Origin of the sequence: Acuticoccus sp. I52.16.1 (assembly GCF_022865125.1) — a bacterium.
Taxonomy (GTDB): Bacteria; Pseudomonadota; Alphaproteobacteria; order Rhizobiales; family Amorphaceae; genus Acuticoccus.
The window spans coordinates 2,961,226-2,985,767 of sequence record NZ_CP094828.1; the positions used below are offsets into that span (position 1 = coordinate 2,961,226).

Annotated in this window: 25 protein-coding genes; 14 read left to right on the top strand and 11 right to left on the bottom strand. The window is 69.9% G+C overall.

Features of this window, described 5'->3' with window-relative positions; translation table 11 throughout:
• Positions 1–20: 20 nt before the first annotated feature.
• Positions 21–1,388 carry a DUF2254 domain-containing protein gene (locus tag MRB58_RS13400; protein WP_244777631.1) on the bottom strand — a complete coding sequence of 456 codons (1,368 nt, stop codon included), beginning with the start codon at positions 1,386–1,388 and terminating at the stop codon, positions 21–23.
• Between the two features lie 148 nt (positions 1,389–1,536).
• Here MRB58_RS13400 and MRB58_RS13405 point away from each other — a divergent pair, with 148 nt between their 5' ends.
• From MRB58_RS13405 to MRB58_RS13415, 3 genes are read left to right on the top strand one after another with little or no spacing between them, the layout of a single operon-like run.
• Positions 1,537–2,181 carry a glutathione S-transferase family protein gene (locus MRB58_RS13405; protein WP_244777632.1) on the top strand — a complete coding sequence of 215 codons (645 nt, stop codon included), beginning with the start codon at positions 1,537–1,539 and terminating at the stop codon, positions 2,179–2,181.
• A complete protein-coding gene (locus MRB58_RS13410) occupies positions 2,178–2,573 on the top strand; it encodes a glyoxalase superfamily protein (RefSeq protein WP_244777633.1) in 396 nt (131 codons plus the stop codon). The genes MRB58_RS13405 and MRB58_RS13410 overlap by 4 nt, the downstream gene beginning before the upstream one ends.
• Positions 2,574–2,602: 29 nt before the next feature.
• Complete coding sequence (locus MRB58_RS13415; RefSeq protein ID WP_244777634.1) at positions 2,603–3,331, top strand: SDR family oxidoreductase; 729 nt, start codon at positions 2,603–2,605, stop codon at positions 3,329–3,331.
• A gap of 125 nt (positions 3,332–3,456) precedes the next feature.
• Here MRB58_RS13415 and MRB58_RS13420 read toward each other — a convergent pair whose 3' ends face one another.
• Positions 3,457–4,791 carry an EAL domain-containing protein gene (locus MRB58_RS13420; protein WP_244777635.1) on the bottom strand — a complete coding sequence of 445 codons (1,335 nt, stop codon included), beginning with the start codon at positions 4,789–4,791 and terminating at the stop codon, positions 3,457–3,459.
• A 230-nt stretch (positions 4,792–5,021) separates the two neighbouring features.
• On the opposite strand from MRB58_RS13420, the gene MRB58_RS13425 reads away from it, so the two are divergent.
• Positions 5,022–5,864, top strand: a complete 843-nt coding sequence (locus MRB58_RS13425; RefSeq protein ID WP_244777636.1) for a fumarylacetoacetate hydrolase family protein — start codon at positions 5,022–5,024, stop codon at positions 5,862–5,864.
• Positions 5,861–6,802 carry a 2-hydroxyacid dehydrogenase gene (locus MRB58_RS13430; protein WP_244777637.1) on the top strand — a complete coding sequence of 314 codons (942 nt, stop codon included), beginning with the start codon at positions 5,861–5,863 and terminating at the stop codon, positions 6,800–6,802. The genes MRB58_RS13425 and MRB58_RS13430 overlap by 4 nt, the downstream gene beginning before the upstream one ends.
• A gap of 62 nt (positions 6,803–6,864) precedes the next feature.
• Here the strand turns inward: MRB58_RS13430 and MRB58_RS13435 are convergent, their stop codons facing one another.
• Positions 6,865–8,997 (bottom strand): primosomal protein N', encoded by a 2,133-nt coding sequence (locus MRB58_RS13435; protein WP_244777638.1) that lies wholly within the window; start codon positions 8,995–8,997, stop codon positions 6,865–6,867.
• 53 nt (positions 8,998–9,050) lie between these two features.
• On the opposite strand from MRB58_RS13435, the gene fsa reads away from it, so the two are divergent.
• Complete coding sequence (gene fsa, locus MRB58_RS13440) at positions 9,051–9,707, top strand: fructose-6-phosphate aldolase (RefSeq protein WP_244777639.1); 657 nt, start codon at positions 9,051–9,053, stop codon at positions 9,705–9,707.
• Between the two features lie 935 nt (positions 9,708–10,642).
• Here the strand turns inward: fsa and MRB58_RS13445 are convergent.
• The 3 genes from MRB58_RS13445 to gyrB all read right to left on the bottom strand — a co-directional run bounded on the left by MRB58_RS13445 (position 10,643) and on the right by gyrB (position 14,371).
• Positions 10,643–10,969, bottom strand: coding sequence for a helix-turn-helix transcriptional regulator (locus tag MRB58_RS13445; protein WP_244777640.1), 327 nt, complete (start codon positions 10,967–10,969; stop codon positions 10,643–10,645).
• Between the two features lie 246 nt (positions 10,970–11,215).
• Positions 11,216–11,800: a BA14K family protein gene (locus MRB58_RS13450; RefSeq protein WP_244777641.1), complete on the bottom strand. Its 585-nt coding sequence runs from the start codon at positions 11,798–11,800 to the stop codon at positions 11,216–11,218.
• Positions 11,801–11,941: 141 nt separating this feature from the next.
• Entirely contained in the window at positions 11,942–14,371 is a 2,430-nt protein-coding gene (gene gyrB / locus MRB58_RS13455) for a DNA topoisomerase (ATP-hydrolyzing) subunit B (protein ID WP_244777642.1), read from the bottom strand.
• A 187-nt stretch (positions 14,372–14,558) separates the two neighbouring features.
• On the opposite strand from gyrB, the gene MRB58_RS13460 reads away from it, so the two are divergent.
• Positions 14,559–15,263, top strand: a complete 705-nt coding sequence (locus MRB58_RS13460; RefSeq protein WP_244777643.1) for a phosphatase PAP2 family protein — start codon at positions 14,559–14,561, stop codon at positions 15,261–15,263.
• A gap of 31 nt (positions 15,264–15,294) precedes the next feature.
• Here the strand turns inward: MRB58_RS13460 and MRB58_RS13465 are convergent, their stop codons facing one another.
• The 4 genes from MRB58_RS13465 to MRB58_RS13480 all read right to left on the bottom strand — a co-directional run bounded on the left by MRB58_RS13465 (position 15,295) and on the right by MRB58_RS13480 (position 18,639).
• Positions 15,295–15,840 carry a hypothetical protein gene (locus MRB58_RS13465; protein ID WP_244777644.1) on the bottom strand — a complete coding sequence of 182 codons (546 nt, stop codon included), beginning with the start codon at positions 15,838–15,840 and terminating at the stop codon, positions 15,295–15,297.
• A 176-nt stretch (positions 15,841–16,016) separates the two neighbouring features.
• The gene (locus MRB58_RS13470; protein WP_244777645.1) at positions 16,017–17,624 is read right to left on the bottom strand and encodes an NTP transferase domain-containing protein; all 1,608 of its coding nucleotides are present in this window, start codon (positions 17,622–17,624) and stop codon (positions 16,017–16,019) included.
• A complete protein-coding gene (locus tag MRB58_RS13475) occupies positions 17,621–18,319 on the bottom strand; it encodes an XdhC family protein (protein WP_244777646.1) in 699 nt (232 codons plus the stop codon). The genes MRB58_RS13470 and MRB58_RS13475 overlap by 4 nt, the downstream gene beginning before the upstream one ends.
• A complete protein-coding gene (locus tag MRB58_RS13480; RefSeq protein WP_244777647.1) occupies positions 18,316–18,639 on the bottom strand; it encodes an XdhC family protein in 324 nt (107 codons plus the stop codon). The genes MRB58_RS13475 and MRB58_RS13480 overlap by 4 nt, the downstream gene beginning before the upstream one ends.
• Before the next feature lie 86 nt (positions 18,640–18,725).
• Here MRB58_RS13480 and MRB58_RS13485 point away from each other — a divergent pair, with 86 nt between their 5' ends.
• On the top strand, positions 18,726–19,316 hold the full coding sequence (locus MRB58_RS13485; protein ID WP_244777648.1) for an exopolysaccharide biosynthesis protein: 591 nt from the start codon (positions 18,726–18,728) through the stop codon (positions 19,314–19,316).
• A gap of 8 nt (positions 19,317–19,324) precedes the next feature.
• Here MRB58_RS13485 and MRB58_RS13490 read toward each other — a convergent pair whose 3' ends face one another.
• A complete protein-coding gene (locus MRB58_RS13490; protein ID WP_244777649.1) occupies positions 19,325–20,074 on the bottom strand; it encodes a HugZ family protein in 750 nt (249 codons plus the stop codon).
• Between the two features lie 140 nt (positions 20,075–20,214).
• On the opposite strand from MRB58_RS13490, the gene MRB58_RS13495 reads away from it, so the two are divergent.
• Genes MRB58_RS13495 through MRB58_RS13520 form a run of 6 tightly spaced genes read left to right on the top strand, consistent with a single transcriptional unit; the run spans position 20,215 to position 24,485 of the window.
• Entirely contained in the window at positions 20,215–20,910 is a 696-nt protein-coding gene (locus tag MRB58_RS13495) for a response regulator transcription factor (protein WP_244777650.1), read from the top strand.
• Positions 20,911–20,968: 58 nt separating this feature from the next.
• Positions 20,969–22,651 (top strand): cell wall metabolism sensor histidine kinase WalK, encoded by a 1,683-nt coding sequence (locus tag MRB58_RS13500; RefSeq protein WP_244777651.1) that lies wholly within the window; start codon positions 20,969–20,971, stop codon positions 22,649–22,651.
• A gap of 25 nt (positions 22,652–22,676) precedes the next feature.
• On the top strand, positions 22,677–23,153 hold the full coding sequence (locus MRB58_RS13505) for an HPr kinase/phosphorylase (RefSeq protein ID WP_244777652.1): 477 nt from the start codon (positions 22,677–22,679) through the stop codon (positions 23,151–23,153).
• A 38-nt stretch (positions 23,154–23,191) separates the two neighbouring features.
• Positions 23,192–23,593: a PTS sugar transporter subunit IIA gene (locus MRB58_RS13510; protein WP_244777653.1), complete on the top strand. Its 402-nt coding sequence runs from the start codon at positions 23,192–23,194 to the stop codon at positions 23,591–23,593.
• Positions 23,590–23,889, top strand: a complete 300-nt coding sequence (locus MRB58_RS13515; protein WP_244777654.1) for an HPr family phosphocarrier protein — start codon at positions 23,590–23,592, stop codon at positions 23,887–23,889. The genes MRB58_RS13510 and MRB58_RS13515 overlap by 4 nt, the downstream gene beginning before the upstream one ends.
• The gene (locus MRB58_RS13520) at positions 23,889–24,485 is read left to right on the top strand and encodes an arsinothricin resistance N-acetyltransferase ArsN1 family B (protein WP_244777655.1); all 597 of its coding nucleotides are present in this window, start codon (positions 23,889–23,891) and stop codon (positions 24,483–24,485) included. Before MRB58_RS13515 ends, MRB58_RS13520 begins: the two co-directional genes overlap by 1 nt.
• The last annotated feature ends 57 nt before the right edge of the window (positions 24,486–24,542 follow it).

Here is a 24,542-nt window from a genome sequence, read left to right on the forward strand (position 1 = left end):
TAGGCCGGCGCGCGGGCGGCTCATTCCGGCTCACGCACGGTGCTGGCGCCGATCTCCTCGTCGGCCCTACCGGCGATGCGCCGATGAGCCTCGATCAGGGCTGCTTCCGCCTCGGCACGGCCGACGCGGTCGGGCAGGCGGTCGGCCGCAGCGGCACCCAGGCGGTCCAATTCGCCCCGGATCGCCCGCACCATCGTCTCGTTTGTCGCCACCACGGCAAGGTCCGTCAGCACCGCGATCGCGTGCAGAGTCACCGACCGATCCGCCGCCACGTGCTGGCGCATGTTGCCGAAGCTGCGCGTCAGCATCGCCGCGAAGGTCACCCGCGCATAGAGCACCCGGCCCTCCGGCTCCGGCGGCGCCTGCCCCTCGCCCAGCGCGAAGGCCGACAGTCCCGCCCGCAGCCAGTCGAGGCACAGGATGGCGGTGTTGGGGTCGTTCACGCCCGGCGACAGCGCCCGCGTCAGCACCTCGACGAGCTGGTCGGACAGGAAGAGGATGTCCTGCATCTCGGTCCGGTTGGTGCCTTGCGTGACGTGGGCGCGCAGCCGCTCCACCATCTTCTCCTCGACTTGCGGATGCGCGGTGAGGATCGGCTCGCCGCGCGTCAGGAAGTCGCCGGGGGTGCGGTGGATGACGATGCGCCCGTCCATCTCGCCCGCCAGCCCCTCCAGCCCCGAGACGTCGATCTGCTGGAGATAGCCGGGGCCGGCGGCGCGCAAGGTGGAGCCGGCGTCCAGTGGCCGCGTGCGCCATGCCGAGACGTCGACCGTCACGCTGTCGCGTCGCCGCTCCGCCTCCTCGTCCAGCGTGCGCAGGATGCTGGCGCGCAGCTTGGTGCCGATCTGCGCCACCAGGTTCATGATGTTGATGCTTTCCGGCACGTGGTGGATGTAGCCGATCAGCGACCCCACCGAGACCAGCGTCAGCACCAGCGAGAAGAGCACCGAGAGCTGCGGCACGAAGGCCCCCATCTCGGCCTCGAGGACCTGGTTCTGCGCATGCACGGTGGAGAGCACGGTGATGCAGTAGACGAAGGTGGAGACCAGGATGCCCAGAACGATCTGGTTCATCCGGTCGCCCATGAAGTTGCCGATCAGCCGCGGCCCGTAGTTGGAGCTGGCGAAGTTCACCGCCACGATCGTGATCGAAAAGGCGACGCCGGCGACACCCAAGGTCGCTCCGGCGAGTGTCGTGAGGATCGCCCGCGCCCCGTCGACGCCGGTCGGCCGCAGGAACGGCACGGCCTCCATCCACTCCGCTCCCAGCGCCTCGTCGAGAAAGGGGAGGAGGAGGCCCAGGAAGAAGGCGACGGCGGTGAGCAGCGAGGGCCAGAACCAATAGTTCTGGCGCAGCTCGGCAAGGTTGCGAAAGATCAGCGTGCGCATCGTTGTGTCCGGTTGCACCAAGTGAACGCGGTTGGGTCGGTCTCGGTTGCCCCGCCGTGGGTGACGCGTGCTTCGCGGCAGCGTAAACCACGCTGGCGCCTCGCGCAGAGCCGCGCCATAACACTCGGTGGAACGAAGGGAAACGCCGATGCTGAGGGTACTGGGACGGGCCACGTCATCCAACGTACAACGGGTGATGTGGACACTGGCGGAGCTGGGGCTCGACTGCCCGCGGGTCGACGTCGGCGGCACGTTCGGCGGCAACGATACGCCCGATTATCTCGCCAAGAACCCGCACGGCCTGGTGCCGACCGTGGAGTTCGACGACGGCCGCGTGATGTGGGAATCGGCGGCGATCGTGCGCTGGCTGGCGCTGCATCAGGACCCGGAGCGGCGGCTGTGGCCGGCGGGCGGGCAGGACGAGCTGTCGGCCGACATGTGGGCCGAATGGGCTGCCCGCAATGTCGAGGCGCACGTCACGCAGCTCTTCATCTCGCTGGTACGGGTGCGTTCGGCCGACCGGGACTGGAGCCGCATCCACCAGCACGGCATGGCGATCCACAAGGGCCTCGCCGCGGCCGAGCCGATCCTCGCCGAGCGCGCCTTTCTGGCGACCGACCACCTGACGATCGCCGACATCAACTTCGGCCTGCTGCTCTATCGCTACTACGAGATGGAGATCGAGCGGCCGGACCTGCCGAACGTCGCCGCCTACTACCAGCGCCTCACCGAGCGGCCGACCTACGCCGAACACGTGATGATCGACTTCTCATTCGCGAGGCCGCCGGAATGACCACGGGACTCTACGAGCCGACACCGGTCCTGCGCTTTTACGACGAGGCGGCGACGCGCGCCTTCTACGTCGACTGGCTGGGCTTCGAGGTGATGTTCGAGCACCGCCACGACGACGCCGCGCCGCTCTACATGGGCCTGTCGCGCGGCACCGGCACGGTGATCCACCTCTCGCAGCACCACGGCGACGCGACGCCGGGGGCGCAGGTCCGCTTCCGCGCCGAGGACGTGCGCGCGCTGCAGGCCGAGCTCGCCGGCAAGCCCTACCGCTTCGCCCGCCCCGGCCCGCCGGAGATGATGCCGTGGGGCTACCTGCAGCTCTCGATCACCGACCCGGCCGGCAACCGCCTGATCTTCTGGACCAATCCGGACTATCTGCCGGACCCGGCATAGTCCCAACACAAGACACTCTAGGGAACCCCATGCGTCTTTCCGGAAAACGCTGCCTGTGCACGGCTTCGGCCCAGGGCATCGGCCGCGCGACGGTCGAAGCCTTCGCCCGAGAGGGCGCGACCGTGTTCGCCACCGACCGCAACGCCGACGGCCTGAAAGGCCTGCCCGACGGCGTCGAGACCTTCGCGCTCGACGTGACCGACCGCGCCCAGTTGGAAGAGGCGATCGACCGGGTGAAGCCGGACGTTCTGTTCAACTGCGCCGGTGTCGTCCACGCCGGCACCATCACCGACGCCACCGACGACGACTTCGACTTCGCCTTCGAGCTGAACGTGAAGTCGATCTTCCGGGCGATGCGCGCGGCGATCCCCGGCATGGTCGAGCGCGGCGGCGGGTCGATCGTCAACATCGCCTCGGCGGCGTCGTCCATCATCGGCGTGCCCAACCGCTGCGTCTACGGCGCGTCCAAGGCGGGGATCATCGGCCTCACCAAGTCCGTCGCGGTCGACTACGTGACGAAGGGCGTGCGCGTGAACGCGATCTGCCCCGGTACGGTGGATTCGCCCTCGCTGCACGAGCGGCTGCGCGCCACGGGCGACTACGAGGGGGCGATGACGTCGTTCATCGCCCGCCAGCCGATGGGCCGCATCGCCCGCGCCGAGGAGATCGCCGCCATGGCCCTCTACCTCGCGTCGGACGAATCGGCCTTCGTCACGGGTCAGGCAATGATCATCGACGGCGGCTGGACCGTCTCCTGACGGCAACGCGCGCGTGGGTCCGGCGCGGGGCCCGCCCAGGCGACACGGAGCGCCACGCCGTTTACGCGGCGGCGATGCGGATCGCCACGCCGTTTACGCGGCGGCGATGCGGATCGCCACGCTGTTTATGCGGCGGCGATGCGGATCGCCGCCGTGGCGCCCATCCTGCGTGAGGCGCGGGCTGCCTGCGCGGCGATCTTGGCGTGCGCCAGCGCCGGCACCGCGGCCGCCAGCGGCTCGCCCAGGTGCACCGGCGCGGTCGGCCGGCCGAGGAAGTAGCCCTGCGCCAGGTCGACCCCCAGCTCGATCAGCGCGCGGAGTTCGTCCGCCGTCTCCGCGCCTTCGCCGAGGAACAGCGTGTCCGTCTCCTGCGCGAAGAGGCCGATGGCCTGGATCATCGCCCGGCGCGAGGGGCAGTTGTGCACGTTGCGCACGATCGAGGTGTCGGCCTTGATGATGTCCGGTCGCAGGCGGATGATGTGCTTGAAGCTTGAGTAGCCGCCGCCCGCGTCGTCGACCGCGATGCGCAGCCCGTCGCGCCGCAGCGGCAACAGCGCGCGTTCGAGCGGCTCGTACTGCGCCACGCTGGAATGCTCGGTGATCTCGATGACGAGGCGGTTCAGCGGCACGCCGTGCAGCGCGGCCGCGAACTCGGGGGCGGTCACCGTCGCCGGCGAGCTGTTGACGAAGAGCGACGTGTCGGGCGGCAGATGGGAGAGGGCGTCGATCGCGGCCCGGATCGCGGTGATCTCGAGGTCGCTGCCCAGGCCCACCTCGTCGGCCTCGCGGAACCACACGTCCGGCGTGCGGCGCGGCTCGATGGCGAAGCGGCTCAGCGCCTCCGCGCCGAACGGCGTCGCCGCCTCGAGGTCCCAGATCGGCTGAAGGACGATGTCGAGCCCCGCGCGGTCGGCCAGCAGGGGGGCGAGGCGGTCGCGCTTGCGCTGCGCCTCGCGCTCGGTCGCGAGCTCGCCCTCGATGGCGACCGCGGCGATCTGCGCGAACGCCCGCATCATGTTGATGTCACGCCGGTTCAGCGTCGGATCCGGCGACGTCGCGAAGCCGCAGAACATCCCGAACAACGCCCCGTCGGAGAGATAGATCGGCACGGTGAGGTTGGCGCGGATGCCGAGCGCGTCGGTGGCGGGAAGCGCGCACGCCAACGGGTAGAGGCCCGTGTCGTTGATCAGCTCGGGCAGCTTCCCGTCACGCACCAGGCCGCAATAGGTCTGCGAGGCCGGCGTCCTCTTGCCCGGCTCGCCGAAGATCCCGTCCCGCCCCGGCGCGTCGACGTCGTAGACGGTCATCACGTCGCCGTCGAGGCGGGAGACGAAGGCGACGTCGAGGCCGAGGTGCGTGCGCACGACGCGAAGCAGATGCTGGACAACGTTCGTCGCCGCCGAGAAGACCGACGCCGAGACCAGATCTCGTACGAGCTCGCTATCGGCACATCGCGGCATGTCGCCTCTCCTTCCGACCCTCTGCATTCCACCAACTAGGCCGGCCGATCGGACGCGGTATCGTCATGGGCGCGATAGGAGATTTGGCGGAATCGACGGGGTGCGGCGGCGGGTGGGCGGCGGCGCCGGCGTGCAGCGCAATCTCTGTCATTTTTCGCGATCCCACGTTAAGACCGCAGGCAAGGCGTGCCGCTTCGAGCGCGCCGTTCGCTTCGGAGGAGGACGCGTCCTTGAAACTACTGCGTTATGGACTGCCGGGTTATGAAAAGCCCGGCCTGATGCACACCGACGGCACCGTGCGAGACCTGTCGGATCACATTGCCGACGTGTCCGCCGCGACGCTTTCGCCGGAGATGCTGGATCAGGTGCGCGGCCTCGACATCGAGGGCTTGCCGATGGTCGAGAAGCCGGGCCGCATCGGCGCGTGCGTCGGCCATCCCGGCAAGTGCATCTGCATCGGCCTCAACTACTCCGACCATGCGGCCGAGACGGGCGCGGCGGCACCCGGCCAGCCGATCGTCTTCGCCAAGGCGGTGACCGCCGTGTGCGGCCCCTACGACGACGTCGAGATGCCCCGCGGCTCCGACGCGCTCGACTGGGAGGTGGAGCTCGCGGTCGTCATCGGCGACACGGCCAAGTACGTCTCCGAAGAGGACGCGCTGAAGTACGTCGCCGGCTACGCCATCATGAACGACGTCTCCGAGCGCACCTTCCAGACCAAGCTGGAAGGGCAGTGGACGAAGGGCAAGAGCCACGACACGTTCGGTCCCATCGGTCCCTGGCTCGTCACCACCGACGAGATGCCCGACCCCCACAACCTCGACATGTGGCTCGACGTGAACGGGGAGCGCCGTCAGACCGGCAACACCAACACGCTGATCTTCAACGTCCCGCACGTCATCTCCTACCTGTCCCGCTTCATGACGCTGAAGCCGGGCGACATCATCTCGACCGGCACCCCTCCGGGCGTCGCGATGGGCATGAAGCCGCCGCAGTGGCTGAAGCCGGGCGACGTGATGACCCTCGGCATCGCCGGTCTCGGCGAGCAGAAGCAGACGGTGGTCGCGGCGTGAAGCCGGATATCCTCATCCTCTCGCCGATGCAGCCCTCGGTCCACGAGGCGCTGCGTGACGGCTTCATCGTGCACACCCTGCACGACGCGCCCGACAAGGCGGCGCTGCTCGCGAAGGTCGGGCCGACGGTCCGCGGCGCGATCGCCAACGGCGGCCACGGCGTCGACATCGCCGTGCTCGACGCGCTGCCGAAGCTCGAGATGATCTCGTCCTTCGGCGTCGGCTACGACGGGCTCGACATCGAGTACTGCAAGGCGCGCGGCATCAAGGTCACGTACACGCCCAACGTCCTCAACGACGCGATGGCGGAGATCACGCTGGGCCTGATGATCGCGATGGCCCGCCAGTTGCCGCAGGCCGACCGGTACACCCGCGAGAACAAGTGGGAGACGAACGGCCCCTTCGGGCTGACCGCGGAGCTGACGGGCAAGACCGTCGGCATCGCCGGCCTCGGCCGCGTCGGCAAGGAGATCGCCCTGCGCGCGCAGGCGTTCAAGATGCAGGTGGTCTATTTCGGCCGCACCAAGCAGGATTTCGTCCCCTACCCGCACTACAGTGACCTGAAGCAGATGGCGCGCGACGTCGACTGGCTGGTCAACGTGATGCCGGGCGGTGCGGCGACGGCGAAGATGTTCGATGCCGAGATCTTCGACGCGCTGGGGCCAGAGGGCTACTTCGTCAACGTCGGCCGTGGCGCGACGGCGGACGAGGCGGCCCTGATCGAGGCGCTGAAGGCCAAGCGCATCGCCGGTGCCGCGCTCGACGTGTTCGAGAAGGAACCGGGTGTCCCCGCGGGCCTGCGCGAACTCGACAACGTGGTCCTGTCGCCCCACCAGGGCTCGGCCACCGAGAAGACGCGCTGGATGATGGGCGACCTCGTCACCCGCAACCTGAAGGCCTGGTTCGACGGCAAGCCGGTGCTGACCCCGCTCACCTGAGCGGCGCTATGCATCGGGCGGCGGGGCCCGTCCTCGCCGCTCTCGCCGCGTCGGTATCCAGTCTAGAGGAACGACTGCGGGTCGATGTCGACGGCGCGGCGGATCGCGCCCTCGACCGGGACCTGCGCCAACCACGTCGCCATGATCGTCTGGAGCGGCGTGGACCGTGGGGCGCGCACCAGCAGGCGAAAGCGGTGGCGCCCGCGCAGCACCGCCAACGGCGCCTCCGCCGGGCCGAGCACCTCCACCCCGTCCATCGGCGCGGTGCGGGCGAGGGCCACGGCGTGGGCGTGCGCCTCCGCCCGGTCCGGCGCCGAGACGATCACCGAGGCGAGGCGCTGGAAGGGGGGCAAGCCGCCGTCGCGCCGCGCCTCGGTCTCCTCCTGGTAGAACGCCTCACCGTCGCCCGAGACCATCGCCCGGATCACTGGATGGTCGGGCGCGTGGGTTTGCAGCAGGGCACGGCCGCCGGCGTGGACGCGCCCGGCGCGGCCCGTCACCTGGGTCAACATCTGGAAGGTGCGCTCGGCGGCGCGCGGGTCGCCGTTCTCGAGGCCGAGGTCGGCATCCACCACGGCGACGAACTGCAGCCGCGGGAAGGTGAAGCCCTTCGCCACCAGCTGCGTGCCGACGATGATGTCCCGCTCGCCCCGCTCGACGCGGTCCAGCGCCTCGGCGAGCGCGCGCGGGCCGCCGCCGAGGTCGGACGACAGCACCTCGCAGCGCGCCTGCGGCCACAGCATCCGCGCCTCCTCCTCGACGCGCTCGACTCCCGGGCCGCAGGGGACCAGGCTGTCGCTCGCCTCGCAGCTCGGGCAGGCGCGCGGCCGCGGCTCCTCGTGGCCGCAGTGATGGCACATCAGTTGCGCGCGGAAGCGGTGGTCCACCAGCGAGGCGGCGCAGTTGGGGCAATGGAAGCGGTGACCGCAGCGCCGGCACACGGTGAGCGGTGCATAGCCGCGGCGGTTGAGGAAGAGGAGCGCCTGCTCGCCGGCCTCTAGCGCCTCGGTCACGGCGCGGCGCACCGGCGGCGACAGCCACTCGCCCCGCGGCGGAGCGTTGCGGCGCAGGTCCACGGCGCGGATCGTCGGCAGCGCGGTGCCGCTGTGGCGCGAGGGAAGGACGACCCGGTGGTAGCGTCCGGTGTCGGCGTTGATGCGGCTCTCGACCGAGGGCGTCGCCGAGGCGAGCACCACCGGAATATCCGCCGCCCGCGCCCGCACCACCGCCATGTCGCGCGCGTTGTAGATGACGCCGTCCTCCTGCTTGAAGCTGGCGTCGTGCTCTTCGTCGACCACGATGACGCCGAGGTCGGCGAACGGCAGGAAGAGCGCCGAGCGAGCGCCGACGACAATGCGCGCCTCGCCCCGTGCCGCCGCGCGCCAGAGCGCCACGCGGGCGGCGGGGGTGCGCTCGGAGTGCCACTCTTCCGGTGTCTCCCCGAAGCGGCGGAGGAGGCGGGCGGTGACCATCGGCGTCAACGCGATCTCCGGCATCAGGACGAGAGCCTGACGTCCGGCGTCCAGCGCCGCCGCGATCGCCTCGAAATAGACCTCCGTCTTGCCCGAGCCGGTGACGCCCTCCAGGAGCGAGACGTGAAAGCCCGTCCGCCGCAACGCGCGGGCGGCCTCCGCCTGATCGGGCGAGAGGTCGGTCGGCGTGGGCGTCGGTTGCGGGCGGGGCGGCTCGTCGATCGCGACCTCGTTTAGGACGCCCGCCTTGAGGAGCCCGGTGATGACCGCGGGCGAGACGCCGGAGGCCGCCGTCAGGTCGCGGCGGGCGAGGGGGCCGGCGGCGAGCGCCTCGCGCACCGCGGTGCGGGCGGGGGTCCAGCGTTCCGGCTGGGTGCCGGTGAGGGCGAGCGCGGTGCGCGGCGGCGGGTCGACGAGACCCTCGCCGCCCCGCAGCACCATCTTGAGCACCGCGCCGCGCTCGCTCATCGTGTAACGGGCGAGGAAGTCGACGAAGGCGCGCAGCTCCCGCGGCAGGCGGATGTGGCTGGCGAGGCCACGGATCGGCTTGAGGCGCGCGGCGTCCAGCGCCTCGTCCGGCGGGTCGTCCCACACCACGCCCACTACCGTGCGTGCGCCGAGCGGCACGGCTACCACGTCGCCCGGCGACACGGGCGTGGTTGCAACATAGGTCAACAGACCGAGGCGGTGGGGGAGCAGCACGGAGAGACGCGCGGCTGTCATTGCGGGCGCGATCCTGTAGGAGAGGCGACACAAGTGCACTGGGAGAGGCGCAGATGCAATTCTTTGTCGACACGGCCGACGTGAGCGAGATCAAGACCCTCGCCGAGACCGGCATGCTGGACGGCGTGACGACCAACCCCTCGCTGATCAAGAAGGCCGGACGGCCGATGGCCGAGGTGATCGGCGAGATCTGCCACATGGTCGACGGGCCGGTGAGCGCCGAGGTGACGGCGATCGAGAAGGATCAGATGATCGCCGAGGGGCGCAAGCTGGCCGAAATTGCGCCCAACGTGGCGATCAAGCTGCCGCTGACGTGGGACGGGTTGAAGGCGTGCCGCGCGCTGACCGCGGACGGTCACATGGTCAACGTGACGCTGTGCTTCTCCTCGGCGCAGGCGCTGCTGGCGGCGAAGGCGGGGGCGACGTTCATCTCCCCATTCATCGGCCGGCTGGACGACATGGGCCTCGACGGGATGAAGTTGATCGAGGAGATCCGCGCCATCTACGACAATTACGAGGACCTCTCGACGGAGATCCTGGCCGCCTCGATCCGGACCACGAACCATGTGCAGCAGGCGGCGATCGCGGGGGCGGACGTGGCGACGATCCCGCCGGCGATCCTGTCGAAGCTGATCCATCACCCGCTGACGGACAAGGGCCTGGAGCAGTTCCTGGCCGACTGGAAGGCGACCGGCCAGTCGATCCTCTGACGCCGCCGACGTGAGGAGGAGGCCGCGGCGGCGCGGCCATCCCGCCGGCGCCGATGGCGCGGGGCGCCACCTCGCCGAGCCGTCGATGCGGCGGAATACGGCGACCGAAGTCGCCGATGCGTTGGGGGCTCGGCTCCGAGGCTACAACGTGGCGGGGGGCCTCCGCCCTGAACGCTGCCGCGCGGCAGGCGAGCGGCGTCACGTCCGCAACGGTGTCGGCCATCGGTCGCTTCTGCGGCAGCGTGTCGCTGCCTCGTGCCGAGTTCTGCGGCGAGAGTCGGGATTGGTCGGCGCGGTCTGCCGCCCCTCGGGCCGGCGATCCACGGGGTGTTCGACGAACCCCGTGCGTCTGCGCCCCGTCTTCATGCGCCGAAGACGCGTGGTTGAAGTGTCCGCGCTCGCGAGCTGCTCCCATCCGACCGTCAAATCGGTGGACGACAGCGGTCCCGTCTCGAGGCGGCGTGATCTGCGGCGCGCCGACGTTCTGTTCGACGGTTCAGACGAACGTCGAACCGTGCGCGTCGATCGTCGTGATCGAATGCCGACGTCGCGGTGGGCGGCGGTGGCGCGGGGGGAAGGCTGGGGCACTCGCGTTCGGGGCGGGCGAGCGACTCGCTCGGCACGCGTGGCGGGTGCGGTGGCGACGGAAGGGCAGCTCCGCGCCGATGCGTGGCTCTCACCCTAGGGAAGGGTGACGCTCTTCGTAGGGGGCTGCCACTCGGGCGGATCCGAATGCGGGGGTATCCGGATGCATGGCCCGAGGGGCAGCAGTCGCACTGGGATGGGCCTGGCCCATCGATACTGGTGGTGACACGAACCGGCACCTCTCATGTGCGGTCGCATCGTCGACACGGTCGTTCATTGTCCTCGATGACGCGGCGGGGATGGTGGCGGGACGGCGTGAAACCGACGGGCCGCGGGCTCCCCTGGAGATCTTACGCGTGCATCGCCAATGGACGGGTCTGAGCGGCCGGCCGCTCGGGCAGAATGGTGATGCGCTGGCCCAGCCAGTCGCCGATGATGTCGAGCGCTTCGGGGCGCACGCGGATCATCCGGCGCTGACGGTCGATCCGGCGCTCGACCAGACCGGCGGTCTCCAGCACGCGCAGGTGCCGCGAAATGGCGGGCGGGGTCACGCTGAAGGGCGCGGCGATGGCGCCGACGGGAAGCTCGCCGTCGTCGAGCAGGCGATTGACGATGGCGAAACGGGTCTCGTCGGAAAGGGCGGCGAATACGGCCAGCAGTTCATTGTTACCAGACATTGCAACTTCATCCTCGCGTCTCGGTTGCGGTATGCACGTTTTAGTATATGCAAGGTTACCGCGCAATGGGTCTGATCCACTTTTGATTGTTTTCTCCATAGCTTGATTGAGCTCGGGTTTCAATGGTTAGTTGATGGAGAATCGGCAGATGCGGGGATATATCATTTTCCAGAAATTACTGAAGAGAGACAGAAATAAAAAAAAGGCCGGCTCGAAAGCCGGCCTAAACCCCCGAAAAAAGTCGGATTACGGGATGCGGCAGGTGTGCCGATATCCGTCGTAACCGAGGTAGGTTCCGTCGCTGGCGCGGAACGAATTGTACTTAAGGTCGCACTGGCGATACCACTCTGCCGAGTACGGTGCCGGAGCCCCGTAGGCCGGCTGTTGCACAACCACAGTGCGATTCGAGTTGGCGATGGCGCTGCCCGCGATCAGACCCGCCGTGCCGGCGATGAGCGCACCGGCGAGAACGGCACCGCTGTTGTCGTAATAGCGGCCGTCGTCGCGATAATAGTACCAGCGGTTGTTGCGGTAGACGCGCTGGGCGGGGCGGTGCGCCAGCCGGCGATTGCGATCGCGCAGGTTGCGGTTGTTGTACCGCAGGGCCTGATTGCGGCGCTCCAGCTGCGCGCGGTTCTGCGCCAGCTCGATACCGCCGTCGTCGAACGTGACGGCGGCGGTGCTCGCCGGGGCGTTGAGCGCCGGCACGGAGACCGCAGGGGTGGGCGCGCTGGGCATCGTCGCCGCCATGGCGCCCACGGGCGCGACCATGGCCATCGCCGCGCACAGTCCAGCAATCGCGCCGGTCCGTTGTAACTTATGAAGGATCATCCGACTCCCTCCTGAGTGCTTGTCCGGGACGGTCAACAAAACCGGGCCGGCACCTGATGCCATAGACCTATAACAACCGTTCTGAACGCGTGTTGAACGATTTCGGCTATCGCAAATGATCGTCGGACACGATCCGTTCACTTAAACGTCAAGATTCTCCACTTGCAGCGCGTTGTCCTGGATGAACTCGCGGCGGGGATCCACCGCGTCGCCCATCAGGCGGGTGAAGACCCCGTCGGCGTCGTCCGCCTCGGAGATGCGCACTTGCAGCAGGGTGCGGGCGTTGGGATCCAGCGTAGTCTCCCAGAGCTGGTCGGCGTTCATCTCGCCCAGTCCCTTGTAGCGCTGGATCGAGATGCCGCGGCGCCCGGCGGCGAAGACGTTGTCGGCCAACGCGGTCGGCCCGTGGATGGCGGTGTCCTTCTCCTTGCGGCGCAGGCTCGCCGACCCGCCGTAGATCTCCTCCAAATGCGGCCCGTAGGCGGCCAGCCGCTTGGCGTCGGAGGAAGCGAGCAGCGCCACGTCGATCTGCGCGAACTCCTTCACGCCGCGGACCGTGCGCTCGAAGGCGACGCCGCCGTCCTCGGTGGGCCAGCCCGTCCAGCCCGCCTCGTAGTCCTCGGCGATGGCGTCGAGCCGCTCGGCGACGCGCTGGGCGATGGCCTCGGCCCGCGCCGGATCGGCCAGCGCCTCCGCATCGAGTGCGCCGGCGATCGCCGCCTGCTCGATCACGGAGCGGCTGTAGCGCGAGTGCAGCCCAGCGAGGAGGTGCGAAATGGCGCGTGCCTTCACAACGATGTCGGCGAGGTCGTGCCCGACCACCACTTCGCCCGAGGTGAGCGTGAGGCTGGTTTCCTCCAGGCCGGAGGCGGTGAGGTAGTCCTCCAGCGCGGCGTCGTCGTGCAGGTACTGCTCGGACTGGCCGCGACGCACCTTGTAGAGCGGGGGCTGGGCGATGAAGAGGTTGCCGCGCTCGATCAGCTCCGGCATCTGCCGGTAGAAGAAGGTGAGCAGCAGGGTGCGGATGTGGGCGCCGTCGACGTCGGCGTCCGTCATGATGATGATCTTGTGGTAGCGCAGCTTCTCGGGGTTGAACTCGTCCTTGCCGATGCCGGTGCCGAGCGCGGTGATCAGCGTGCCGATTTCGTTGGACGAGAGCATCCGGTCGAAGCGGGCGCGCTCCACGTTGAGGATCTTGCCGCGCAGCGGGAGCACGGCCTGGTTGGCGCGGTGGCGCCCCTGCTTGGCCGAGCCGCCGGCCGAGTCACCCTCGACCAGGAAGAGTTCGGACTTGGCCGGGTCCCGCTCCTGGCAGTCGGCGAGCTTGCCGGGGAGTGAGGCGATGTCGAGCGCGCCCTTGCGCCGCGTCAGCTCGCGCGCCTTGCGGGCGGCCTCGCGCGCGGACGCCGCCTCGATCACCTTGGCGACGATCGTCCGCGCTTCGGCCTGGTGCTCCTCCAGCCAGGTGGAGAGGCCCGCGTTGACGAGGCTCTCCACCACCGGGCGCACCTCCGAGGAGACCAGCTTGTCCTTGGTCTGCGAGGAGAACTTCGGGTCCGGCACCTTCACCGAAAGGACGCAGGTCAGACCCTCGCGGCAGTCGTCGCCGGTGGGGGTGACCTTTTCCTTCTTGGTGGTGCCGTTGCGGTCCGCATAGGACGTGATCTGCCGCGTCAGCGCGGCCCGGAAGCCGGCGAGGTGCGTGCCGCCGTCGCGCTGCGGGATGTTGTTGGTGAAGCAGAGCACGTTCTCGTGGTACGTGTCGTTCCACCACATCGCGACCTCGACGGTGACGCCGTCGCGTTCGTCGGTGAAGGTGATCGGCTTGTCGAACAGGGCGGTCTTCTGGCGGTCGAGATACTGGACGAAGGCCTCGAGGCCGCCGTCGTAGAGCATCGTCTCCTCGCGGCGCTCGACGCCCCGGTCGTCGATCAGGCGGATGGTCACGCCGGAGTTGAGGAAGGCCAGCTCGCGCAGGCGCTTCTCGAGGATCGCGAAGTCGAACTCGACCTGGGTGAAGGTCGCGGTGGACGGCAGGAAGCGGACCTGCGTGCCGTGCCCGCCCTCGGCGTCGCCCACGGCCTCGAGCGGGCTGGCGGCCACACCGTCGTGGAAGCGCATGAAGTGCTTCTTGCCGCCGCGCCAGATGGTGAGGTCCAGCTCGGACGACAGGGCGTTGACGACCGAAACGCCCACGCCGTGCAGGCCGCCGGAGACCTTGTAGGAGTTCTGGTCGAACTTTCCGCCGGCGTGCAGCTGGGTCATGATGACCTCGGCCGCCGAGACGCCCTCTTCCGGGTGAATGTCGGTCGGGATGCCGCGGCCGTTGTCGCGCACGGTGACCGACCCGTCGGAATTCAGGCTCACGGTGACGGAATCGTTGTAGCCGGCGAGCGCTTCGTCGATCGCGTTGTCGACGACCTCGTACACCATGTGGTGGAGGCCGGAGCCATCGTCGGTATCGCCGATGTACATTCCGGGTCGCTTACGGACCGCCTCCAGGCCTTTCAGGACCTTGATGGAACCCGCGCCGTACTCGTCAGAAGGCTGGGCAGAAGGGACGTCTTGCATGCTGATCCGAAGAACTGCCGTGCGCCGCCGTGTGGGCGCACACACTCACCGAGGGGAACACTCTATATATAGGGCCACCCCGCGGTTTGAAAGGTGAGGCATTCGCCGGGCTCACCTTCGTCCCCTGTTCCCGCGCGCGTGCCAACCCTAACCTATGACATCTGAAAACCGGGCGAGGGGGGGCGGCGTGCTGGATCGGGTGAGGCGGTTCGTGGAGCTGAAGGTGCTGGCGGTGGCGCTCGTGGTCGGGGCGTGCCTGTGGGCCTTCTTCGGCCTGGTCGACGAAGTGTTGGAGGGCGAGACCCATGCGTTCGACTCCGCGCTGCTCCTCGCCCTGCGCAACCCGGACGATCTCAGCGACCCCGTCGGCGGCCCGGCGGTCGAGGAGATGGCGCGCGACATCACCGCCTTCGGCGGCATCACCGTGGTCACGGGCGTGACCTTCGCGGTGTGCGGCCTGCTGGCGCTGCTGGGCAAGGTGCGCACGATGCTCTTCGTCGCCGTGGCGGTGATCGGCGGGGCGGTGCTCTCCACCGGCTTCAAGCACATGTTCGACCGGCCTCGTCCGGACCTCGTCCCGCACGACGTGATGGTGCATTCGGCGAGCTTCCCCAGCGGCCACTCGATGCTGTCGGCGGTCACCTACCTCACGCTGGCGACGCTGTTCGCCAGCGTCGAGGCGCGGCGCTCGGTGAAGATCTACCTCATCGCGTGGGCGGTGCTGGTGACGGTCGCGGTGGGGGTCAGCCGGGTCTATCTGGGCGTCCACTGGCCGACCGACGTCGCGGCCGGGTGGACGGCGGGCGCGGCCTGGGCACTCGGCTGCTGGGCCGTGGCGCGCTGGCTGCAATATCGCGGCGGGATCGAGCCGGCGCCCCCGCCGCGGGATTGACGGGCCGCGGCGGCCCGTCGGCGCGCCGGTGTCAGCGCGAGCGCACGCGGATGACGACGAACGCCGCCACGACCACCAGGACGATGCCCAGGATCGACAGGAGCAGCGCCGACTGGTCGAGCCAGGCCATCGCCGGCACGAAGAGGGCGATGACGACGCCGTTCAGCGCCAGCCGCCAGGACATCGTGTGGACGCCGGCCACGAAGGTGCCCAGCGCCAGCAGCAGCATCATCAGGAAGCTCGTCGTGTCGGCGTCTTCGATCGCCTGAACGCTGGGCAGGAAGATCACGCTCATCACCGCGATGAAGGCAGCCCAGTGCAGCAGCTGGGTCCACACCAGCCGCCAGCGCGCTTTCTTGTCGCGGGCGTAGTGCCAGCCGGCGAAGATCGCCGCGGCGCAGTTGAACACGGCGACCAGCTCCCAGAACACCCGCATCGGCGTGTCGGTCATCGCCGCGTAGGCTACGCCGGCGAGGGTCACGACCAGGATCGCGAGATAGGGCAGCTCGCCGACGACGAGGTCGCGCCTCAGACGGGAGGCGCGCGAGGTCGCGTCGGCGGTCTTGACTGGTTCCATGCTTGGGGCACCCGTAGCTCTCAAAATTGTCGAAAGCACCGTGTCCGATCCGGCGCGGCGATTCAACGCGAACTCCGGGGACGTGGTGAACGCGCCGGTCGCGCCCGGACCGCACGTCGCCCCTGCGCAACGATGTCTGCCGCGCGTCGCCCCTGCGCAACGATGTCCGCCGCGTGTCAGTCTTGCGCGGCGATGTCCGCCGCGCTGCGGATCGCGCTCAGCGCCTCGGGCGTATCGGCGTCCATCGCCGCGGCGCGGCCGATCTCCACCATCGTCACATGGTCGCCATAGCGCGACAGCAGCGCCCGGCCGCCGGCGTCGCCCTCGGTCGCCTTCAGTTCCGGGAAGAGCCGGCGCGACCAGGCGACCGGGTTGCCCCGCGCCCCGTCCATCGCGGCGATGGCGACCAGCGTGTCCGGCTCGGCGAGGCCGGCGAGCACCTTGTCGCAATCCTCGCTCGTCACCAGCGGCATGTCGCCCAGCAGGATGAGCGCCGCCTCGGCGTCCTCGGGGATCGCCGTGAGGCCGGCCCGCAGGGAGGTGGACAATCCGTCGGCGTAGTGCGGATTGTGGACGTAGCGGACGTCGAGCCCCTCGAGCGCCGCCTCGACGCGTTCCGGCTCGTGTCCGGTGACGACGACCACCGCGTCGGCGCGCGAGGCGAGGGCCGCCTCGGCGACGTGGCGCACCATCGGCTTGCCGGCGACTTCGGCCACGAGCTTGTTGGCGCCCATGCGCGAGGACCGGCCCGCGGCCATGACGACGGCGGCGGTCTTGCCCGCGCGCCCCTTGCCGCGCCGCGGATGCGGCCGTGCCGCGGTCTCCATCAGCAACCCTCCGACTCCCATGCCGGCGATCTCCGCCCCCGTCACCGCGATTCCGGCGAGCAGGCGGTCGAGCACCCAGTCGAACCCGTTTTCCTTGGGCGAACGGGCGCACCCGGGCGCGCCGATCACCGGCTTGCCGTCCACCTCGCCCAGCACCAGGAGGTTGCCGGGGTCGACGGGCATGCCGAACCGCTCGACGCGCCCGCCGGCGAGGCGGATCGCCTCCGGGATCACGTCGTCCTCGTCGACCACCGCGGATGCCGCGAAGACCACGGCCAGCTCGCTCGTGCGCAGCGCCTCGGCGAGCGACCGGGCGAGCGCCGGCGCCTCGTGCGCGACCCGGCTGTCGTGGACGATCTCGGCGCCGGTGTCGGCGAGGCGGGCGGCGAACGTGCGGATCGTCTTCGTGGCGACGCTGTCCTTCAGCGTCGGCAGCATGGTGGAGAGCGCCGCGACGCGCGTCACCGTCCACGGCGCGACCGCCAGGATCGGGCGCGGCACACGGCCGAGCGCTCCGTCGAGGCTCGCACGCCGCACCGCGAACGGGATCACCTTCACGGTGCCGACCATGCGGCCGACGGCGACGCGCTTGTAGGCCGCCAGCGTCGCCAGGGTCAGCGCCGGGTCGACGGCGTTCAGCGCGTCGACCGCGGCGGCGTCCACGGTGACGAGCCCGTCCACCTCGGCGAAAAGGTTGGCGCGCCCGGTGTCGGCCTTGGCGACGCGCACGCCCGCGCCGCCGACGGTCTGCGCCAGGGCGCTCGCCGCCTCGTCCTCGTGGACGTCGTCCGCGGCGAGCCGCGCCACCGTGACCTCGGTGAGGCCGGACGCCTGCAAGGCCGCGGCGTCGGCCGCGGTCAGGTGGTGGCCCTTCTTCAGCGTGCGGTCGGCGAGGCGCTGCGAATGGGCGAGGATGGCCCCCGCCGCCTCGCCGACCGGGACCGGCCCGAACCTCACGCTGCCTTGCGCTCCGGCGCGACCTTGTGCTCGGCCCCCCGCAGCGCCGCGATCACCTCCGCCAGAACCGCGACGGCGATCTCCGGCGGCGAGGCGGCGCCGATGGGAAGGCCGATCGGCGCGTGGATGCGGCCGATGGCGTCGGCCGTGAAGCCCGCCGCGGTCAACCGGTCGACCCGCTTGGCGTGGGTCTTCCGGCTCCCCAGCGCGCCGATGTAGAAGCAGTCGGCCTCGAGGGCCGCGATGATCGCCGGATCGTCGATCTTCGGGTCGTGCGTCAGCGTGGTGACGGCGGTCTCGGCGTCCAGCGTCATCGACCCCGCGTCCGGCCATTCGGCGACGAGGTCGAAGGCGCCGAAGCGCTCCTCGGTGGCGAAGGCGCCGCGCGGGTCGATGATCCTCACCTCGAAGCCGACCGCTTCGGCCATCGGCGCCAGCGTCTGCGTGACGTGGACGGCGCCGATCACCACGAGCCGCGGCGGCGGCCGGTGGACGCGCACGAACACGCCCGCCTCCGCCTCCCGCCCCGAGGTGCCGGAGGCGAAGCGGCGCGCCAGCACCGCGGCCAGCGGATCGGCCGCCGCCTCCGCGGCGAAGACGACGCGGCTCGGCGAGCCGTCCAGTGGCGTGACCACTGCGCACAGGCGCCGCTCGGCACGCGCCGCGTTGACGGCCTTCAGGTCGGAGAGCTTCACGCGTTCGCCTCCAGCGGCTCGACGTAGATGCGGATGGTGCCGCCGCAGGAGAGGCCCACCTCCCAGGCGGTCTCGTCGGCGACGCCGAATTCCAGCAGCTTGGCCGGCGCGCCCGCGGCGATGTCCACCGCCTCGGCGATCACCGCCCCTTCGACGCAGCCGCCGGAGACGGACCCCTCGAACGCGCCCTCGCCGTCGATCACCAGGTGACTGCCCACGGGGCGCGGTGCGGAGCCCCACGTGTCGACCACGGTCGCCAGCGCGACACGCCGTCCCTCGCGCGCCCAGCGCTCGGCCACGTCCATCGGATCCTCGATCATCGTGATTCTCCTTCGGTCACCGCAACCGTGACCCGCGTTCGCCGGTTATGGTGTTGCGGCTCACCATTGCAACATTTCAGGCACCCATGGCGAAGCAGGATACCACCGAAGATCTCGTCGCTCTCATCGACCGGATCAAGGACAAGACCGACGGCGATGAGGTCTCGGTCGACGATCTCGTCGAGGCGGTGGGGCGGCGTGCCTTCGGCCCGCTCTTCATCATCACCTCGCTGATCGCCGTCCTGCCCACCGGCATGATCCCCGGCATGAGCATCCTGACCGGCACGATCATGCTCATCCTGTCGATCCAGCTCCTGTTCGGCTCGGACCGCATCTGGATGCCCGATTTCATCGCCGAACGCACAATGCCGCGCGAGAAGCTGGTCTCCTCGCTCGACAAGATGCGCCCGCGGGCCGAGTGGGTCAGCCGCTTCATCGGCCCGCGGATGAGCTTCTTCCTGCACCCGCCTTTTCACCAGATGGTGGCGCTGACCGGGGTCGTCGTCTCGCTGTCGATGTACCCGCTGGCGGTGGTGCCCTTCGGCGCCTTCCCGGCGGGCCTGTCGCTGCTGGTGATCGGCCTCGGCCTCTCGGTGCGTGACGGGCTTCTGATCGCCGCCGGCATCGCCGTCGGCGTCTTCGGTCTGGTGGTCGCGGTGTTCGCCTGGCCCTTCTGAGGGCCGGCTCAGGGCGCGGCGGCGGCCGCCTCCCGCATGGCGCGGGCCCGCTTGGTGAGGGCGACGAGGGCCATGCGCACGCCGGTCCCGTCCGTGGTGGGCGCGTCGTACTCCACCCGCGAGGCGATCTCGCCCGCACCGGCGGCGCAGACCATGTCGATGCCGAGCGGGTCGATGGCGACGGCGTGCCAGTCGCCCTCGGGCGCCTCGCCGAGCACCTCGGCGATCAGCTTCAGTGCATCGAGGTGGTCCTCGTTCATGTGCCGGCAGGCGCCGGGGTCCATGGCGACGAGCGCCTCGGCACCCGGTGCCAGGAGGTCGCCGGCGGTGAGGTCGCTGATGCGGCCGAAGCCGGCGACGAGGTGCGCGCTCTCCGGTACGAGGCGCCAGAACGAGAAGTCGGCGAAATCGGCGTACAGGCCGGCGTCCGGATGGCGGCGCAGGAAGCGGCCCTTCGCGACCTCGGCGTCGTTCACCGGTTCCAGCGTGCCGGACACCGTGACGCGGGCCCGCGTGTTGGTGTCGCCACCCCGGTCGGAGGCGACGAACAGCAGCGAAGCGCGCCGATCTCGTGCCATATTCCGGGTATGGACGGCGAGGTTGGATACCAGCATGACGGGAGAACCGTCGATCAATGTGGCCACGGCGACGTGGGAGGCGTGGGGATTCCCGGATGGGCCGAGCGTCGCGAGCGCGGCGTCCCGGCAGCAGTGCACCAGATTTCGCGCTAGGCGTGCGTCGGAGGCGGAATTGTTCATGGTGTCGAACTATCTTCGGTTGCGTGGGGGCACTTCGTCCTCAAACTTTCGTCAATCACACCAATGTTGCCACAATTCCCTCGCAAGTTGCGTTAAGCACGAACCGCCAGCATGGTGGCACGCAACCAGTACGGCCTAGTATGACGCAGATCGCCCTGATCGACGATGATCGCAACATCCTCACCAGCGTGTCCATCGCTTTGGAAAGCGAAGGATTTGACGTCACGACCTATACCGACGGGGCCAGTGGGCTCGACGGACTGACCAAGGCGCCGCCGGACCTCGCGGTCCTGGACGTGAAGATGCCGCGGCTCGACGGATTGGAGCTTCTGCGGTGCCTGCGCCGCGAATCCGACCTTCCCGTCATAATCCTGACGTCGAAAGACGACGAAATCGACGAACTTTTCGGCCTGCGCATGGGGGCCGACGACTTCATCACCAAGCCGTTCTCGCAGCGCCTCCTGGTGGAGCGGATCCGCGCCGTTCTGCGCCGCTCCAACGCGATGCGCAGCGATGCCGACCGCACCGCTCACACGGTGCTCGAGCGTGGTCCGCTGGTGATGGACACCGAGCGCCACACGACGACCTGGCGCGGCCAGCCCATCGTGCTGACGGTGACGGAGTTCATGATCCTCCTGTCGCTGGCGCAGCGCCCCGGCGTGGTCAAGAGCCGCAACGCGTTGATGGACGCGGCCTACGGCGACCACGTCTATGTCGACGATCGGACGATCGACAGCCACATCAAGCGGCTGCGCAAGAAGTTCCGGCAGGTCGACGACCACTTCGATCGGATCGAGACGCTCTATGGCGCGGGCTACCGGCTGAAGGACGAGTAGCGCAGGATACGCCGGCGATTCGGGGTAAGCGTCGGTCGCATCCGCAGCCGAGGGACCGATGAACGTCAGCGAGAGGTTCAACAGCGCCGGGCAGGACGGCTATTCTGCCCTGAGGCCGCGTTCCTTCCCGTGGCAGACGTTCGGCATGACGCGGCTGGCGCTGCGGGTCGCCGTCCTCAAGGTACTCGGGTTGACGATCCTGCTGTTCGTCACGCTGAATCAGGCGGACATCTCCGGCAAGATCGCCGGCGCCGTGCTCGACGGTCTGCTCGTCGAGACCGACAGCGTCATGGGCACCATCGAGCGCTCGCTGGACAGCCTCGCCCCGGTGCTCACCGGCTTCACCCCCCGCGACGCCGACGGCACGCCCCAGCCGTCCGCCGCCACGCCCGACCTCGACGGCTTCCTTGCCGGCACGATGCAGGGCGCACCCTCGCGGGCCCAGCTGTTCGGCATCAACGGCATGCTGCTGGCCGACAGCGCCCGTGTGGAACGGGCCAGCGACGATCCGCGCGCCGCCAATCTCGCCGCCATCCAGGAGCCGCCGTCGGACTTCGCGACGCAGTGGCGCGACTTCTTCGCCGGGACCGCCACGCGCAACGCCTCGCCCAGCAGCCAGGCGCCGCTGCGCGAAGTGCTCGCCGCGCTCGGAGGGGTGAAGACGGTGCGCTACGGCGAGCGCGGCGACGGGGATGCGGTGGTCGCGGTCGCGGCGCCCATCCTCGCCGACGACGGGCGCGTCATCGGCGCCCTGCGCCTCGTCAGTGCGCCGGGGCAGATCGTCGGCCCCGTGCGCGAACAGGAAGCGGCGATCATCCAGGGCTTCATCGTCGCCGCGCTCCTGGCGGTCCTCATGGCGCTGGTCCTCGCGGCGACGATCTCGCGTCCGCTGGTGCGGCTGGCGCGCGCGGCCGAGCGGATCAAGCGCGGCAGCGTCAACACGCCGATCCCGGCCCTCAACGCGTCGGGCGAAATCGGCGACCTGTCGCGCGTGCTGCACGAGATGACGGTCGCTCTCTACACCCGCATCGATGCGATCGACGCCTTCGCCGCCGAGGTGGCGCACGAGCTGAAGAACCCGCTCACCTCGCTGCGCGGTGCCGTCGAGGTCCTGCCGCGGGCCAGGACCGAGGCCTCGCGCGAGCGCCTGCTCGAGGTGATCGCCCACGACGTCAACCGGCTGGACCGCCTCATCAGCGACATTTCCGCCGCCTCCAAGCTCGACTCCGAGCTGAACCGCTACCGCTTCGAGCTGGTCGATTTGCACCAGCTCCTGCGCACCATCGTCGATACCCAGAACGAACTCGCCGCGGCGCAGGACATGACGGTGAAGCTCAACTGGGTGAGCAAGACCGCGGACGTCTTCATCAACGGCAACGACATCCGCCTGGGGCAGGTCTTCACCAACCTCATCGAGAATGCGCGCTCCTTCTCGCCGGAGGGGGGGATCGTCATCGTCACCGCGCGCAACTTCTCCGATTTTGCCGAGATCATGGTCGAGGACGAGGGACCCGGTATCGAGGAGGCGGCCATCGAGCGGATCTTCGAGCGCTTCTATACCGACCGCCCGGCGGACAAGGGCTTCGGCAACAATTCCGGCCTCGGGCTGGCGATCTGCCGGCAGATCGTCGAGGCGCACGGCGGCGAGATCTTCGCCGAGAACCGCTACCAGACGACGCTCAGCCCCAGCCGCGTCACCGAGGGGGCGCGCTTCACCGTGCGCCTGCCGATCGTCTCGTGAGGCGAGCCGCGAGCGGAGGGGCGGCGTGAGCGGCACCGTGCACGCCAGTGCCGTCGCGCTCGACGGGGCCGGTGTCCTCATCCGGGGGACCTCGGGCGCCGGAAAATCCACGCTGGCGCGGGCGCTGGTGGCGGATTTCGCCGCCCGGGGCCGCTTCGCCCGCCTCGTCGCCGACGACCGGGTGGCGCTCGATCCGCGCGGCGAGCGCCTCATCGCCCGCGTGCCGCCACGCCTTGCCGGCCTCGTCGAGGTGCGCGGGGTGGGGATCGTGCCGGTGCGCCACCTCGCCGCCGTGCGCCTCAGCCTCGTCGTGTCGCTGGTGCCGGACGCGCCGCGCTACCCGGAGGAAGAGGGCGCGACGGTGCTTCTGGCCGGGGTGGCGGTGGCCGCACTGTGCCTTTCCCACCATAGCGTGCCGGCATCCGTGCTCGCCGTAGCCGCGGTTCTCGGCTCGGACGGGTTGACGACAGCCACGCCGCAGACACAACGTCCGGCGACGTAGAAGGCCTTGCCGCACGTCGTGGCGGAGGAGGGGGCGTCTTGATCGGATTGGTGCTCGTCACGCACGGACGGTTGGCACAGGAGCTGCGCTCGGCGCTGGAGCATGTGGTCGGCGCGCAGGAAGCGGTCGAACCCATCTCCATCGAGCCCGACGACGATATCGAGCAGCGCCGTGCCGACATCGTCGAGGCCGTCGGCCGGGTCGACCGCGGCCAGGGCGTCGTCATCCTGACCGACATGTTCGGCGGCACGCCCTCCAACCTCGCCATCTCGGTCATGCCCCAGGGCAACATCGAGGTCATCGCCGGGGTGAACCTGCCGATGCTGGTCAAGCTCTCCTCCGCGCGGGCGACGATGCCGCTGACTCAGGCCGTCGCCGCCGCGAAGGACGCCGGGATCAAGTACATCAGCGTCGCGTCGCACGTCCTGTCGGGAAAATGAGCGGAACGGACGAGCCGGGCAGCCAGGCGACCGAGCTGACGTTGACGCTGGTGAACCGGCGCGGCCTGCACGCGCGCGCCGCCGCCCGCTTCGTGCGCGAGCTGGAGTTCTTCCGGGCCGACGTCGCCGTCTCGCGCGACGGGCAGACGGTGGACGGCCGCTCCATCATGGGCCTCCTGATGCTGGGTGTCCCGTGCGGCCAGTCGATCGCGCTGTCGATCACCGGACCGGAGGCGGCCGCAGCGGCCGCCGCCCTCACCAACCTCGTCAACGACGGGTTCGGAGAACGCGACTAGTGCGCGCCGCCGCGTCGTGGACCATCCGTCTCGCCACGCTCGCCGATGCGCCCGCCATCGCCGCGATCTACGCGCCCGTCGTCGAGACCACGGCAATCTCGTTCGAGGAGGTCGTGCCGGACGCCGAGGAGATCGCCCGCCGCATCGCCGCCACCCTCGGCCCGTGGCCCTACCTCGTCGCCGAGCGGGACGGCGCGGTCGCCGGCTACGCCTACGCCTCGGCCTATCGCCCGCGCGCGGCCTACCGCTGGTCGGTGGAGGTGACGGTCTATGTCGACGCGGCGGTCCGGGGCGGTGGCGCCGGCACCGCGCTCTATGGGCGCCTGCTGCCGCTGCTCATCGCGCAGGGCTACCGCGCCGCCTTCGCCGGGATCACCCTCCCCAACGCCGGCAGCGTCGCCCTGCACGAGCGGCTCGGCTTCCGCCACACGGGGACCGACCCGGCCGCGGGCTTCAAGCTCGGCCGGTGGTGGGACGTCGGCCGCTGGGCGCGTCCGCTGCGCGAGCTGGGCGCCGCGCCGCCGCCGGCCACCCCGCTGGGCGACCTCGACCCCACCCTCCTGGCCGACATTCTCGCCGGCCGCGCCGCCGCCTGATCGGGACTCGTCCGTCCCGGTATGGCGGGGCTGGCGCCGGGCCGGCCGGCGCGAGGG